Here is a 15,678-nt window from a genome sequence, read left to right as displayed (position 1 = left end):
GACAACGCCCCACCGGCAGTAACTGACAGAACGGCATTCCAGCAATGGAGTGCCGTTTTTATATGCGCAGGCCGCAGCCGGCTCTTTTCCCGCGAATACATTTTGTTCGGCCGACCGGTGGCTATCTCAAGGTCTATCGCGGCAGGCCGATACAGCGATCAGCACAAGGACGTTCAGCCAGGAAAAGGATCTTCGATTTGACCCAGATCAATACGGACACGCCCATGCCTAGCCGTCTCAAGTTCAGCCATAAGATCCTGCTGGCCGCGTCACTCGTAGTGATCGCGACCTTCGCCCTATTCACGCTCTACAACGATTACCTGCAGCGCAATGCCATCCAGGCCAAGCTCGAGAGCTACCTGGACGAGATGGGTAAAGTCACGGCGCATAACATTCAGAACTGGTTGTCCGGCCGCCTCGTGTTGCTGGAAAACACCGCGCAGACCATCGCGCGTGACAGCTCCGGCGAGGCGGTCGAAGCCTTGGTCAAGCAGCCGGCGCTCAGCTCGACCTTCGCCTTTACCTACCTGGGTCGTAACGATGGCGAGTTCATCGTCTATCCACGCTTCGAACTGCCGGCTGGTTACGATCCGCGTCAGCGCCCCTGGTACAAGGACGCGATTAATGCGGGCAAGACCACGCTGACCGAGCCCTATCAGGATGCGGCCACCAACGAGCTGATCATCACCGCCGCGACCCCGGCCAAGGCCGGCAGCCAGAACCTGGGCGTGGTCGGTGGCGACCTCAGCCTCAAGGTGCTGGTGGACATCATCAATGCGCTGAACTTCGACGGCATGGGCTATGCCTTTCTTGTCAGCGGCGACGGCAAGGTGCTGGTCCATCCGGATCAGAACAAGGTGATGAAAACCCTCGCCGAGCTCTATCCGAAGAACACCCCAGCGTTGACCAGTGGCTTCACCGAGGCCGAGCTCGACGGCCAGCAACGCATCCTCAGCTTCAGCCCGGTTGCCGGCCTGCCGTCGGTGACCTGGTACGTCGGTATCTCAGTTGACAAGGAAAAGGCCTACGCCGCGCTGTCCAGCTTCCGCACCTCGGCCCTGGTGGCTGCGGTGATCGCCGTGGTGTTCATCATGGTGCTGTTGGGCATGCTGATCCGTGTGCTGATGCGTCCGCTGACCGACATGGGCCGCGCCATGGCCAACATCGCCGAAGGCGAGGGCGACCTGACGCGCCGCCTGTCCGTGCAATCGCAGGACGAGTTCGGCGAGCTGGCGAAGGCCTTCAACCGCTTCGTCGAGCGTATCCACGGCTCGATCCGCGAGGTGTCTTCGGCGACCCAGCAGGTCAACGAAGTGGCGCAGCGCGTGGTGGCGGCTTCCAACTCGTCGATGCTCAACTCCGACGAGCAAGCCAGCCGCACCAACAGCGTCGCGGCAGCGATCAACCAGCTCGGCGCCGCTGCCCAGGAAATCGCCCGCAACGCGGCCGATGCCTCGCAGCAAGCCAGCGGTGCCAGCCATCAGGCCGAAGACGGGCGCAAGGTGGTCGAGCAGAACATCCAGGCGATGAAGCAGCTGTCGAGCAACATCAGTGCGTCCTGCCAGCAGATCGAGGCGCTGAACAACCAGACCGTCGGCATCGGCCAGATCCTCGACGTGATCAAGGGCATCTCCGAGCAGACCAACCTGCTGGCGCTCAACGCCGCCATCGAAGCGGCCCGTGCCGGCGAAGCCGGGCGTGGGTTTGCCGTGGTGGCGGACGAAGTGCGTAGCCTGGCGCATCGCACCCAGACCTCGGCGCAGGAAATTCACGGCATGATCGAGAAGCTGCAGGTCGGTGCTCGTGACTCGGTGAGCACCATGACCGAGAGCCAGCGCCAAAGCGAGGCCAGCGTGGGCATCGCCAACCAGGCCGGTGAACGTCTGGGCAGCGTGACCCTGAGCATCGGCGAGATCGACGCGATGAACCAGTCGGTGGCCACCGCTACCGAGGAGCAGACCTCGGTGATCGAGTCGCTGAATATGGACATCATCGAGATCAACACGCTGAACCAGGAGGGCGTCGAGAACCTGCAGTCCACGTTGCGGGCGTGTGGCGATCTGGAGCAGCAGGCGGCGCGGTTGAAGCAGTTGGTGGGGAGTTTTCGGATCTGATCCGGGGTTGATGAAAGAAGGGCGCTTCGGCGCCCTTTTTTATTTTTGACGAGTTTGCATTGCCGTAAGCGTTGGGGACGCTGAGTCCCTGGTGCGAATTTTTGTGCTGCGGGCCCGCGTGGTTAGCCGATTGGTCGGGTTGTTATAGGCATTGGTTTCGCCCTGCTGGGCGAGTCACTTTTTCCAGACGCCGGATGGCCGGCCCCAAAAAAAGTAAGCAAAAACGCTTGCCCCTGCATCCGGCCCCGGCTGCGCCGGGGTTCCCTCGTTCCGGTGACGTTCCAGGGGCCCGCCGCGAAGGGCCATCCCTGGCCCTTCGCGGCTCTCGCGGCATCCATGCCGCTCAACCCCTTCCACGCCACCTGCGCTCGGCCTCCTGAAAGGGGCGATTCGGTGGTGTCTGATGGGCCGTGCAATGACGCGCTTGCAGAGGCCCTCTGTAGGGTGGGTAACGCGAAGCTTACCCACCGAGTTTCTTGCGCGGAGTTCGAGACCAATCGCGGCCTCGATTGCGGTGGAAAATGCTTCGCAGTTTTCCACCCTACGAATCTGTTCAAGAACGTCCAGACGACTCGGTCCCGAGTCCCCTTCAGGAGGCCGAGCGTAGGTGCTGCGCAGGGGGACGCGAGGCATGGATGCCGAGCGAGGAGCGATGGGCCAGGGATGGCCCTTCGCGACGACCCCCGGAGCAGCGCCGGAGGGAGGGAAGTTTTGCGAAGCAAAACCCGGATGCAGGGGTGGCCTTCTTTTTGGTTACTTTTTCTTGGCCACTCAAGAAAAAGTGACTCGCCCAGCAGGGCGAAACCAATGCTCAACTCCACTCGAAAAATGGCTCGGCCATCAAATTTCGAAGACGCCGGCCCCCGGGAGCGCGGATCGAATGGGGGCCACTTAGTAATCGCCTGGGCATCAAGCGTGGCAACCGGCTCCACGGCTTTGACCGCCGCCAATGCCAATTGACCGATTCCCCCCTCCCATGGTCCAGATAAACCAAGGCCCCGCCAATCCCGGGCCACCCGACCACAGGAGACCTTCATGAAAATCCTCATCGTGCTCACCTCCCACGAGAAGCTGGGTGACACCGGCAAACCCACCGGCTTCTGGCTCGAAGAGTTCGCCGCGCCTTACTACGTGTTCAAGGATGCCGGCGCCGAGATCGTCCTGGCTTCGCCCAAGGGTGGGCAGCCGCCGCTGGATCCGAAAAGCGATGCGCCGGATGCCCAGACCGAGATGACCAAACGCTTCAAGAACGATGCCGAGTCCCAGGCCCTGCTGGCCAATACCCGCAAGCTGGATGGGGTATCGGCGGCGGACTTCGATGCGGTGTTCTACCCCGGCGGCCATGGCCCGCTGTGGGACCTGACCGGTAACGCGACGTCCATAGCCCTGATCGAAGCTTTCATCCAGGCGCGCAAGCCGGTAGCGGCGGTATGCCACGCGCCGGCTGCGTTGGTACAGGTGCGCGGCGTGGACGGCGAGTATCTGGTCAAAGGCAAACGCGTCACCGGGTTTACCAACACCGAGGAGGAGGGCGTGCAGCTCACCGAGGTGGTGCCCTTCCTGCTGGAAGACAAGCTCAAGGAGATCGGAGGCGACTACAGCAAGGGGCCGGACTGGGCGTCCTATGTGCAGGTCGATGGCCTGCTGGTCACAGGCCAGAACCCGGCGTCCTCAGAAGAGGCCGCGCGCGAGCTGCTCAAACTGCTGAAAACCGGCTGAGCCTCGCTCAGCTCGCCGGCTCGTTCGGCCATGCCAGGGAACCGGCGTGGCTGCAGGTTTCGAACAGCGGTTTGCTGAACAGATAACCCTGCATCAGGCTGATGCCCAGGTCGCGCAAGGCCTTGCATTCATCCGGCGTTTCGACGCCCTCGGCAATCACCTGAATGCCCAGCTCCGCGCACATACCCACCGTGCCGCGGACAATGGCTTGGCGCGCGTGGCTTTGATCAATGCCGCGAATCAGGTCCATGTCCAATTTGATGAGATCCGGCTGGAAGTCGGCGAGCAGGTTGAGCCCGGCGAAACCGGCACCAAAATCGTCGATGGCGGTGAGAAAGCCGATGCGCTGGTATTCGCGGAACACTTCGGTCAGCCATTTCGCATCGCTGATGCGCTCGCCTTCAACGGTTTCGAAGATGATCTGTTCGACCGGGAAGCCGTGGGCATGCGCAGCTTCCAGCGTCGAGCGGATACACAGCTCCGGACGGTAGATGGCGTTGGGCATGAAGTTGATCGACAACTTGCTCTGCATCTCGAGCTTGGCGGCGGTCTTGATGGCCTTGACCCGGCATGCCTGATCGAAGCGGAAGCGATTGTCTTCGGTTACCTGCGCCAGCACGCTGGGGGCGGGTTCGCCGTTTACACCGCGTACCAGGGCCTCATGGGCAAAGATTTCGCGGTTGGCGATATCCACGATCGGTTGATAGGCGTAGCTGAAGCGAAAGCCGAGGCGCTCGCCACTGGCGCAGCTGGGACAGGCGCCGTGCTCACTGGCCGAATGGCAGGCGTACTGGTGCGGAGCAGGGTTACCGTCGGTGTTGCTATGGGTCATTGGCGCGCTCGTTCGAAACCTGTTGCTGAAAGATAGCGGCTGTCCCGGCTGGCGCTAGAGTCCGTTCGTCACCGGACCCGCAACCACACCGGACAACAAGCGTAATGGTAGGCGAGAAAGCATTTGCGCGTGATGGCTAAATGCTACGACACAGGAGTCGCCCATGGGTTCCGTCATGCCTGGCGTAAAAGCGTGATGCTGCCATGGGGGCGCCCTCAGCGAAGCGTCCGGGCACCGAGCTGATGCCGTTCGCCGCAGGGCGCGTCACCCCAACCTCGGTGCTCGAAGGCGCTGCGTTTGTGGAGGCCCCCGCCCCCGCACTGGAGCTTTTGGCACTGAGCTGATGCCGTCGCCGCGGCTCGCGCCACCGCAACCTCGATGCTCGAATGCACTGCGTTTGTGGGAGGCCCGCCCTCGGGCCGAAGCTCTTTAGGCACGAATTGATGCCGTTCGCTTCCGGTGGACGCTATACGCAAAGGCCGGCCACAGCGGCCGGCCTTTGGGTTTCTAGCGGGTTGAGGATGATCAGCTCGTCACGCGGGCGATGGCGGCCGCCAGTTGATCGAGCCGCGCCGCATCCAGCCCGGCAATGTTGGCCCTACCGCTTTCGACCAGATACACCGAATCCTCACGGCGCAGTCTCAGCACCTGCTCGGCGGTGAGACCGGTGTAGGAAAACATCCCGCGCTGCTGCGCTATATGAGCGAAGCGTTCAGCCAGACCGTGCGGAGCGAGGGCTTCCACCAGCCCCTTGCGCAAACCGGCGATGCGCTCGCGCTTGGCGGCGACTTCCCGCTGCCAGAGCTGGCGCAGCTCGGGGTTGGCCAGAATCGTCGCGACCACCGCAGCACCATGCGAGGGCGGTGTCGACCAGAGGTTGCGCGCCACCGAGGCGAACTGGCTGCGCACGTCGACCAGCGACTCCCCATCGGCGGCGACGACGATCAGCGCACCGGTCCGCTCGCGGTACAGGCCGAAGTTCTTCGAGCAGGAGCTGGTAATCAGCACCTCGGGCAAGGCTTCGACGAACAGGCGCACCGCCCAGGCGTCTTCGTCCAACCCGTCGCCGAAGCCCTGGTAGGCGAAATCGAACAGCGGCAGCAGCTCGCGGCGGCGCACGATGTCCAGCACCTGCCGCCAGTCATCCCGGCTCAGGTCGTAGCCGGTGGGGTTGTGGCAGCAGGCGTGCAGCAACACCACGTCGCCGCTGGGAATCTGCTCCAGCGTGGCAAGCATCGCCGGCACATCCAGCCGGTTCTGCGCATCGACGTAAGGGTAATGCTCGACCTTCAGGCGCGCCGCGGCGAACAGGGTTTCGTGGATCGGCCAGGTCGGGTCGCTGAGCCAGAGGCTGCGACCGGGCAGGCATTTGGCGATGAAGTCGCCTACCAACCGCAGCGCGCCGGTGCCACCGGGTGTCTGGGTGCAGCCGGCGCGGTTGCCAACCAGTGCGGGCGAGCTTTCGCCAAGCACCAATTTCAACAGCTGCTCACCGAACAGCGGATCACCATGGCCGCCGATGTAGCTCTTGGTCTGTTCGCTGTCAATCAGCCGCCGCTCGGCCTGCTTCACCGCCTTGGGGATCGGCGTCAGGCCCAGGGCGTCCTTGTAGACGCCGACCCCCAGGTCCAGCTTGGCCGGGTTCGGGTCAGCGCGATAGGCGTCCAGCAGCCCGAGGATCGGGTCGCCCGGGACGCGTTCCACCTGTGCGAAATGCTTCACTTGCGGCCCTCGGCAGTCTTGGCCACCTCGTCGGTACGCGCAGCCATGATGAAGTCGTTGCGGTGCAGCCCTTTGATCGAGTGGCTCCACCAGGTCACGGTGACCTTGCCCCACTCGGTGAGCAGGCCGGGGTGATGACCTTCGGCTTCGGCGATCTCGCCGACGGCATTGGTAAAGGCCAGGGCATGTTTGAAGTTCTTGAACAGGAAAACCTTTTCCAGCTCCATGTGGCCGTCACGGGTTTCGATGTTCCAGTCCGGAATCTGCCGGATCAGCTCGGCCAGTTCGTCATCGGACACCTTGGGTGCGTCGGCGCGGCAGGCTTCGCAGTGGGCTTGGGTCAGGGCGGTCATGGTCTGGTCCTTGTGGTTAGGGTCATAAGAGTTAAGCAGCGTAGGGTGGACAACGCCGCAGGCTTGTCCACGCGTGAGGCCTGGTCCGCCACGTTGTAAAGAGGCCTCGTCGTGGTCGGTGGTTGAGCCTTCGGCGCGTTCTTCCCGTCAAGTTGGCGGCCGAAACGGACGCGTGGAAAAGGCTTCGCCGTTTTCCACCCTACGCGGCTTTCGGCGGGAACTTCGGCTGGTGTAGGCCCAGCTGCATGGCGGTGCGGACGTGGGCCATGATGTCTTCATGGGCCACGTCGAACAGCCGCTTGAGCTCCGGCAGGACGAAGTACACCGGCTGCAGGATGTCGATGCGATAGGGCGTGCGCATCGCCTCCACCACGTCGAATGCCTGGTGCTCGGGCTCGTCGGACAGGCTGTAGAGCGTTTCCTTGGGCGAGGAGAGGATGCCGCCACCGTAGATGCGCCGTCCGGCGGAGGTTTCCACCAGGCCGAACTCGATGGTCATCCAATACAGCCGCGCCAGGTAGACGCGTTCTTCCTTGGTCGCCTTGAGGCCGAGCTGGCCGTAGGTGTGGGTGAATTCGGCAAACCAGGGGTTGGTCAGCAGCGGGCAGTGGCCGAAGATCTCGTGGAAGATGTCGGGTTCCTGCAGGTAATCCAGCTCTTGCGGCGTACGGATAAAAGTAGCGACCGGAAAGCGCTTGCTGGCCAGCAGTTCGAAAAAGGTCTGAAACGGAATCAGCGCAGGCACCCGGGCGACTTGCCAGCCCGTGGTTGCTTGCAGCACGCGGTTGATCTCGTCCAGCTGGGGGATGCGGTCGTAGGGCAGGTCGAGTTGTTCGATGCCATCCAGGTATTCCTGGCAGGCACGGCCGTCGAGCAGCTTCAGCTGACGTGCGATCAAGGTCTGCCAGACCGCATGTTCTGCGTCCGTGTAGTGGATGTGACCTTGCGCATCCGGCTCGCGGGCAACGTACTGAGTGGTTTTCATCTGACCTCCTGAGCGGGGCGGCCGCCTGAGTCTTTGTTGTTATGGGATGCCTCATCTGAACGCGCGCAGCACGCGCTGGCTAGCGCCTGGGGCCTGCGCAAACGCCGATGGCGCGGCCGAGTTGTAACGAATCCATTACGGTAGCGTCGCTTTGCGAGATATTCGCCTTGCTTGGAGATGTGGCTGTCAAATAATCTTGACGATAATCAACGTCGAACGGCAAAAAATCGGCTCCGCGACGTGGCTCCACCCTAACGAATGGCCTGAAGGCACCTTGCATGCGTATCAAGATTCTCTGCCAGAACCGCGTTGGCATCCTCCGTGACATGCTCGAGCTGCTGGTCGACTACGGCATCAACGTCGCCCGCGGCGAAGTGGGCGGCGAGCACGGCAACGCGGTCTACCTGCATTGCCCGAACCTGATGAACCTGCAGCTGCAGGCGCTGCGGCCGAAGATTGAGGCGCTGCAAGGCGTCTTCGAGGTACGCAAGGTCGGCCTGATGCCCAGCGAGCGGCATTCGCTGGAGCTCAATGCGCTGCTCGGCGCGCTGGAGTTTCCGGTGCTGTCCATCGACATGGCCGGCGCCATCGTGGCGGCCAACCGCGCTGCGGCGCAGCTGCTCGGGGTTCGGGTGGACGAGGTGCCCGGGATGAGCCTGTCGCGCTACGCCGAGGATTTCGACCTGCCGGAGCTGGTGCGAGCGAACAAGGCGCGCATCAATGGCCTGCGCGTCACCATCAAGGGCGATGTATTCCTCGCCGACATCGCCCCATTGCAATCGGAACATGATGACAGCGAGGCCCTGGCCGGTGCCGTGCTCACACTGCACCGTGCCGATCGCGTCGGTGAGCGCATCTACAACGTGCGCAAGCAGGAGCTGCGCGGCTTCGACAGTATTTTCCAGAGCTCCAAAGTGATGGCCGCCGTGGTCCGCGAAGCGCGGCGCATGGCGCCGCTGGATGCGCCGCTGCTGATCGAGGGCGAAACCGGCACCGGCAAGGAGCTGCTGGCGCGCGCCTGTCATCTGTCCAGTCCGCGTGGGCAATCGCCGTTCATGGCGCTCAATTGCGCTGGGCTACCGGAATCCATGGCCGAGACCGAGCTGTTCGGCTACGGCCCTGGTGCCTTTGAAGGGGCACGCCCGGAAGGCAAGCTCGGTCTCCTGGAGCTGACCACCGGTGGCACCCTGTTTCTCGATGGGGTCGGCGAGATGAGCACCCGCTTGCAGGCCAAGCTCGTGCGCTTCCTGCAGGACGGCTGCTTCCGCCGGGTCGGCAGTGACGAGGAGGTGTACCTCGATGTGCGGGTGATCTGCGCCACGCAGCTGGACCTGTCGGAACTCTGCGCCAAGGGCGAGTTTCGCCAGGACCTGTATCACCGCCTCAATGTGCTGTCGTTGCACATCCCACCCTTGCGCGAATGCCTGGACGGGTTGGAGCCGCTGGCGCTGCATTTCGTCGACCAGGCCAGCCGTCAGATCGGTTGCCCGCTGCCGAGCCTGTCCGAGCAGGCGCTGGAGCGGCTGGCGGGCTACCACTGGCCGGGCAACGTGCGGCAGTTGGAAAACACGCTGTTTCAGGCGGTCTCGCTGTGCGATGGCAAGCTGATCAAGCCCGAGCACGTGCGCTTGCCGGACTACGGCACGCCGCGGCCGCTGGGTGATTTTTCGCTGGAGGGCGACCTCGACGAGATCGTTGGCCGCTTCGAAAAAGCGGTGCTCCAGGAACTCTATCAACGCCATCCCAGCAGCCGCCTGCTGGGCAAGCGACTCGGCGTGTCCCATACCACCGTGGCCAATAAGCTGCGGGAGTACGGAATCGGCCGGGACGCGTGAGCAGTGCGCGGCGCGGAAAGCTTCGCGCCGGGGTCGGTGCTCCCACAGGGGGAGCGTGCGATTGCTGGGGGCTGTGTGAGAGCCGCGACCTCGCGGCGAATTGGGGTTGCGAGCTGCGGATGGCGGCGGCCAGAAGTGTCAGTTCGGAATAACCGCTTCGCGCCGGGGTCGGCGCTCCCACAGGGGGAGCGTGCGATTGCTGGGGGCTGTGTGGGAGCCGCGACCTCGCGGCGAATTGGGGTTGCGAGCTGCGGATGGCGGCGGCCAGAAGTGTTGGTTCGGAATAACCGCTTCGCGCCGGGGTCGGCGCTCCCACAGGGGGCGGCGTGCCGGTGCTGGGGTTTGTGTGGGAGCCGCGACCTCGCGGCGAATGGCGGCCTGGTCTGCTGAGAACACTCAGGACACGGCTTGTAACACGGCGTCGATCAGTGCCTGCAGGTCGATGGGCTTGCGCAGATGCAGGGTGAAGCCGGCGTTCTTGGCCTTCTCTACATCGCGCAAGGTGCCGTAGCCGGTCAGGGCGATGCTGGGCGTGTCGGTGTTGGTGGTGCCGCGGCGTATCTCGCTCATCATCGCGTGCCCGTCGACGTCCGGCATGCCGACGTCGGAGACGATGACGTCGAAGCGCATCTGTTCGGCGAGTTCGATACCCCGGGTGCCGCTGTCGGCGATGGTCACCGTGGCGCCCTCGCTCTCGAGTAGTTCGCACAGGGTGTCGAGAATCTCCGGCGAGTCATCGACCAGCAGGATGCGGATGCCCGCCAGGCCGCCCACGTCACTGGCCCTGGCGCTCTCGTTGAGCTCCATTTCGGTCTGCAGATGCATCGGTAGCCAGACACTGAACCGCGCGCCACGGCTGAGCCCCTCAGAGAAGGCTTCGATGCGCCCGCCGTGGGCTTCGACCAACTGCTTGACCAGCGCCAGACCGATACCCAGACCGTGCTTGGAGCGCTGGGCATGCTGCATCTCGGCCTGGCCGAACATGTCGAACACCTTGGGCAGGAAGTCCGCGGAGATTCCTTCCCCGGTGTCGATCACGTCCAGGCGTGCCTGGTCGCCGTCGCGCTCGAGCTGCATACAGATGCGCTCGCCACCTTTGGTGAACTTCCACGCGTTGTTCAGCAGGTTCCAGATGATCTGTTCCAGCCGCGTCGGGTCGGCGTGGACAAAGACCGGCAAGTCCGGCTTGTAGGTGTCGAAGGTCACGCCCTCGGTCTGGGCCAGCGGGCCGAACACCGCTTCGATGCCTTTGAGGACGTCCTGGTAATTGAGCGTGACGAAGTTGAGCTTGAGCTTGCCGGTCCGGATCCGCGACACGTCCATCAGGTCGTCGATGATCCGTGACTGGCTGCGCACCGCGTTCTGGATCGCCTGGGTGGCCTTGTGCAGGCTCGGCGTGTTCTTGGCGGACTGCGAACGGGCGATCAGGTCGGTGTTCAGCTGGATCAGGTTCAGCGGATGCTTGAGCTCGTGCGAGAGCACGGCGAAGAACTGATCCTTCTGCTGGTTGGCCGCCTGGATGCTCTCCAGCTCGCTCTGCTGATCGTTGCTCCGCTGACGGTCCTCGGTGATGTCCCGAGCGATCTTGGCGAACCCGGTGATCCGGCCGTTATTGTCCACCAGCGGGTTGACCAGGCCGCTGAAGAAGCACTGCGTGCCGTCGCGGCGCACATGCCAGCGTTCGTCGGCGGCCTGGCCCTGGTCCAGGGCGCGTTTGCGTTCGGCTTCCGGTACCCCGAGCTGGCGGTCCGCTTCGGTGTAGATCATGCGAATGTCCTGGCCAATCGCTTCGTTTTCGGCATAACCGAAAATGTACTCGGCGCCGCGGTTCCAGGTGGTGATGAAGCCGTCGCAATCCAGCGTGATGATGGCGTAGCCCTTGGTGCTCTGGGCCAACTGCTTCATATGGGCTTGGCCGGCACGCACCTGCTCTTCGGCCCGACGACGGGCGGTGATGTCGATGAAGGTCAGCACGGCCCCCTGGATGCGGTCGTCCAGGGTGCGATAAGGCAGGAAGCGCGCCAGGTACCAGCGGTCGCCGTCGAGGTTGCTGATCTCGCGCTCGACCAGGTTGAGCGCCTCGAACGCCAAGGTGGCGTCCTTGTGCAGCTGCGGGTAGTCGAGGCGGTGGGTGATGTCCGACAGCGCGCGCCCGGCGTCGTTGCCGATCACGTTGAAGATGTCCTGCGCGCGCGGCGTGAACCATTTGATCCGCATGTTCCGATCGACGAACAGGGTGGCGATGTCGGTCGAGGCGATCAGGTTCTGCAGATCGTCATTAATCTTGCTGGTCTCGTCGACCTTGGTCTTGAGCTCGAAGTTGACCGTGGTGAGCTCTTCGTTGATCGACTGCAGTTCTTCCTTGCTGGTTTCCAGCTCCTCGGTGGCCGAGCGCAGCTCTTCGTTGATCGCCTGCAACTCCTCGTTCGAGGCGCGTAGTTCCTCGGTCGAGGTCTCCGAGTGCTCCATCGTGACCTGTAGCCGCTCCTTGGCCTGCTGCAGCTCGGCTTCCAGCTGGGTAAGCACGCTGTCCTTGGTTTTGGCGTGGTCCAGCGCGCTGCTTTCCATGCAGTCTTCGACTTCATCGAAAATCACCAGGATGAATTCACTGCCGGCTTCGTTATCACGGAACGGTCGGACCACCATGTTCACGTAGGCGCTGCGACCGTCACGCTCCAGGCGGACCCGTCGGGCTTCGACGCTCTTGCCAGTGTGGGCCGCCTGGTACAGGGCGGTGCGCAACTCGAGTCGCAACTGCGGATGGACCAGGGCGGTCAGGTTGAGGGAGGGCTCGCCACCGACATAGCGCAGGAAATTTCCGGCTTTGTCGGACATGTGCACGATTTCCGCTTCGTGATTGACGATCACGCTGGGCGGGGCGTACTGCTCGAGCGCACGCTGATGCACCTCGGCGAAGGAGAACTTCCGGTTACGCCTGGGCGGTTGGCCGAGCGGCGCGCGGCTCAGCGCACCGCCGGCCGTCAGCGTCTGGAAGGGACCAGGGGGCGTACGACGCAGGCCAGAGCCCACGCTCTTGGCGCGGTAGATGCGGTTCTTCTTGTCCACCGGTTCGAACAGCTGGCTGCACGCGTCGGCGGTTTCCGAGCTGCCGAGGAACAGGTAGCCGCCGGTTTTGAGCGCGAAGTGGAACATGCGCAGCACTTCGATCTGGATATCCCGGTCGAGGTAGATCATCAGGTTGCGGCAGGAAATCAGGTCGAGCCGGGAAAACGGCGGGTCGCGCAGGATGTCGTGGCGCGCGAAGAGAATACGTTCGCGCAGCTCCTTGTGCAGGCGGAAGTGGTTCTGCTCCCTGACGAAATGCTGGCGCAGACGACCCGGCGGGACGTCGGTGACGATCGCCTCGGGATACAGGCCGGCACGAGCGGTTTCCAGGGCGCGATCGTCGATATCGGTGGCAAACAGCTGCAGATTCGGCTCGGCGGAGGGATCGCACAGGCGGGCATGATCGACCAGCAGCATGGCCAGCGAATAGGCTTCCTCGCCTGTCGAACAAGCGGCGGACCAGACCCGCAGCGACTTGTCCTGCGCCTCGGCCTTCTGTTCGAACAGCGCCGGGATGACGTGGCACTCCAGCGCTTCGAACGCTTCCCGGTCGCGGAAGAAATTGGTCACGCCGATCAGCATGTCCGCCAGCAGTTCCGGTGTTTCTTCGGGGTGTGCCTGCAGATGCTTGACGTAGCTGGGCATGTCGCGGAGCGCATTGACCTGCATGCGCCGCTCGATGCGGCGCAGCACGGTGGCCTGCTTGTAGTGACGGAAATCGTGGCCGGTGCGGCTGCGCAGCGCCGCGAGTATTTCGCGCAATGCCCGCTCGTTGGATTTGGACGGGATGTGAGCCTGCTCGTCGTCCGCTCGGGTCTGATCCGTATCGTCCTGCTCGGTTTGTCCGGGCGGCGGTAGGGGCTCGCGCCGAGCCAGCAGCGCTTCCAGGTTGCGTCCCAGCGCCACCAGGCGACGCGGCATTTGCGCGACCGGTAGCACGATATCGACCATGCCGGTTTCGATGGCGCTGAGCGGCATCGAGTCGTGCTCGGCGTCCTCCGGGCTCTGCGCCAGGGTCACGCCGCCTTGTTCCTTGATGCGCGACAGCCCGACCGAACCATCGGCGCCACTGCCCGACAGCACGATGCCGATGGCGTGGGTATGGTGAACGTCGGCCAAGGTCCGGAAGAACAGGTCGATCGCCACGTGGGCGCCACGCTCGCGTTCGGGCGGCTGCAGGCGCAGGAAGCCGTCGTTCATCGACAGGTCCATCGCCGGCGGAATCACATAGACGTGGTTGCGCTCGATGGGAACAGACTCGGTGACCTGCTGCACCGGCATGCGGGTGACGGCCTGGATGATCCTGTCGACCTTGCTTTCATGCGTGGGCGACAAATGCATGATCACCACGAACGCCATGCCGCAGTCGCTCGGCATGTGCTCGAACAGGGTCCGCAGCGCCTGGATGCCGCCCGCCGAGGCACCGATGCCGACCACGGGAAATTGCAGCGTGCTGCGGGTCAGTGGCAGGTTCTTGGGCGTGGACGGCTCGGCGCTGTTGCTCATCGATTCCTCGTTGTTCTAGGACGTTCCTGCTGATCAGGACGGCAGGCAGCAGCCCAGGCGAGGCCTTTCAACCGTCGAGCCGTGGCACCGGCGCACGGATGATAAAGCTTCGCCGTGGCAATTACTGCGTAAAGCAACAATGGCGGGTCGTCGTGCTCGGGATGTTCAACACTCGATGATGTTGACCGCCAGCCCGCCGCGCGCCGTTTCCTTGTATTTACTCTTCATGTCGGCGCCGGTCTGGCGCATGGTGCGGATCACCTTGTCCAGCGAAATGAAGTGGCTGCCGTCGCCCCGCAGCGCCATTCGTGCCGCGTTGATCGCTTTGACCGCGCCCATCGCATTACGCTCGATGCAGGGCACCTGTACCAGTCCGCCAACCGGGTCGCAGGTCAGTCCCAGGTTGTGTTCCATGCCGATCTCCGCGGCATTCTCGACCTGTTGTGGGGTGCCGCCCAGCACCTCGCAGAGCGCACCCGCGCCCATCGAGCACGCCACGCCAACCTCGCCTTGGCACCCGACCTCGGCGCCGGAGATCGAAGCGTTCTCTTTGTAGAGGATGCCAATCGCCGCGGCCGTGAGCAGAAAGCGCACGACGCCGTCTTCGTTGGCGCCGCGGATGAAGCGAACGTAGTAATGAAGCAGCGCGGGGATGATGCCCGCCGCGCCATTGGTCGGTGCCGTGACCACGCGACCACCGGCGGCATTCTCCTCGTTGACCGCCAAGGCATACAGGTCGACCCAGTCGAGGACGCTGAGCGAGTCGCGCAGGCTGGCTTCGGGGTGCTCGCTGAGCTGACGGTACAGCCCCGCCGCGCGTCGTTGCACTTTGAGCCCACCGGGCATTACGCCTTCGGTGCGGCAACCGGCCTTGACGCACTCCTGCATCACTTGCCAGATCTTCAGCAGGCCGGCGCGGGTCTCGGCGTCAGGGCGCCATACCGCCTCGTTGGCCAGCATCAGTTCGCTGATTGACAGTCCATGCTCGCTGCACAGGGTCAGCAGTTCGCTGGCGCTGCGGAACGGGTAGGGCAGGGGCGTGCGATCCTCGACGATGCGATCACTGCCGGCGGCCTGCTCGTCGACGACGAAACCACCGCCTACCGAATAGTACTCACGGCTGCGCAGTTGCAAGCCGGCAGCGTCGAAGGCACGCAGGATCATGCCGTTGGGGTGGTACGCCAGCGGTTTGCGGATGAACTGCAGGTCGTTGCTGACTTCGAATCGGATGAGCTTTTCGCCCAGCAGACGCAGTTCGTGCGAGGCGCGAATCGCGGCCATGCGCTGGGGAATGCTGCTGGTATCGACTTCCTCCGGCAGCTCGCCTTCGAGTCCGAGGATCACTGCCTTGTCGCTGCCGTGGCCCTTGCCGGTCGCCCCGAGCGAACCATAGAGCTCGACTCTGACGCGCTCGGTAGTCGCGAGCAGCTCGTCATCGCGCAGGCCCTCGGCAAATCGCAGTGCTGCGCGCATCGGCCCCACCGTGTGCGAACTGGACGGCCCGATGCCGATCTTGAACAGGTCGAAAACGCTGAGTGACATGGTG

At 63.7% G+C, this 15,678-nt stretch carries 9 protein-coding genes; 3 read left to right on the top strand and 6 right to left on the bottom strand.

The genetic code is table 11. The features are described 5' to 3' along the window. Positions 1-224: 224 nt before the first annotated feature. Positions 225-2,114, top strand: a complete 1,890-nt coding sequence (locus tag KVO92_RS09560; protein ID WP_217475344.1) for a methyl-accepting chemotaxis protein — start codon at positions 225-227, stop codon at positions 2,112-2,114. Between the two features lie 1,035 nt (positions 2,115-3,149). Continuing rightward, positions 3,150-3,833, top strand: coding sequence for a type 1 glutamine amidotransferase domain-containing protein (locus KVO92_RS09555; protein WP_217475343.1), 684 nt, complete (start codon positions 3,150-3,152; stop codon positions 3,831-3,833). Between the two features lie 7 nt (positions 3,834-3,840). On the opposite strand, the gene KVO92_RS09550 is transcribed toward KVO92_RS09555, so the two are convergent. From KVO92_RS09550 to phhA, 4 genes are all read right to left on the bottom strand, one after another. Next, on the bottom strand, positions 3,841-4,665 hold the full coding sequence (locus KVO92_RS09550) for an EAL domain-containing protein (protein WP_217475342.1): 825 nt from the start codon (positions 4,663-4,665) through the stop codon (positions 3,841-3,843). 525 nt (positions 4,666-5,190) lie between these two features. After that, positions 5,191-6,387 (bottom strand): amino acid aminotransferase, encoded by a 1,197-nt coding sequence (locus KVO92_RS09545; RefSeq protein WP_217475341.1) that lies wholly within the window; start codon positions 6,385-6,387, stop codon positions 5,191-5,193. After that, positions 6,384-6,740, bottom strand: a complete 357-nt coding sequence (locus KVO92_RS09540) for a 4a-hydroxytetrahydrobiopterin dehydratase (RefSeq protein WP_217475340.1) — start codon at positions 6,738-6,740, stop codon at positions 6,384-6,386. The genes KVO92_RS09545 and KVO92_RS09540 overlap by 4 nt, the downstream gene beginning before the upstream one ends. Positions 6,741-6,939: 199 nt before the next feature. After that, positions 6,940-7,725, bottom strand: a complete 786-nt coding sequence (gene phhA, locus KVO92_RS09535; protein ID WP_217475339.1) for a phenylalanine 4-monooxygenase — start codon at positions 7,723-7,725, stop codon at positions 6,940-6,942. A gap of 278 nt (positions 7,726-8,003) precedes the next feature. Between phhA and KVO92_RS09530 the strand changes: the two genes are divergently transcribed. Next, positions 8,004-9,560, top strand: coding sequence for a sigma-54-dependent transcriptional regulator (locus tag KVO92_RS09530; RefSeq protein ID WP_217475338.1), 1,557 nt, complete (start codon positions 8,004-8,006; stop codon positions 9,558-9,560). A gap of 396 nt (positions 9,561-9,956) precedes the next feature. On the opposite strand, the gene KVO92_RS09525 is transcribed toward KVO92_RS09530, so the two are convergent. Together KVO92_RS09525 and KVO92_RS09520 are read right to left on the bottom strand one after the other, a co-directional pair. Further along, positions 9,957-14,132 carry a CheR family methyltransferase gene (locus KVO92_RS09525; RefSeq protein WP_217475337.1) on the bottom strand — a complete coding sequence of 1,392 codons (4,176 nt, stop codon included), beginning with the start codon at positions 14,130-14,132 and terminating at the stop codon, positions 9,957-9,959. A 165-nt stretch (positions 14,133-14,297) separates the two neighbouring features. Beyond that, positions 14,298-15,674, bottom strand: a complete 1,377-nt coding sequence (locus KVO92_RS09520) for an L-serine ammonia-lyase (RefSeq protein WP_217475336.1) — start codon at positions 15,672-15,674, stop codon at positions 14,298-14,300. Between the last annotated feature and the right edge of the window lie 4 nt (positions 15,675-15,678).

The organism is Stutzerimonas stutzeri (assembly GCF_019090095.1).
Taxonomy (GTDB): domain Bacteria; phylum Pseudomonadota; class Gammaproteobacteria; order Pseudomonadales; family Pseudomonadaceae; genus Stutzerimonas; species Stutzerimonas stutzeri_AN.
The sequence above is the reverse complement of the archived record's forward strand: the minus strand, read 5'-3'. Positions and strand labels throughout refer to the sequence as shown.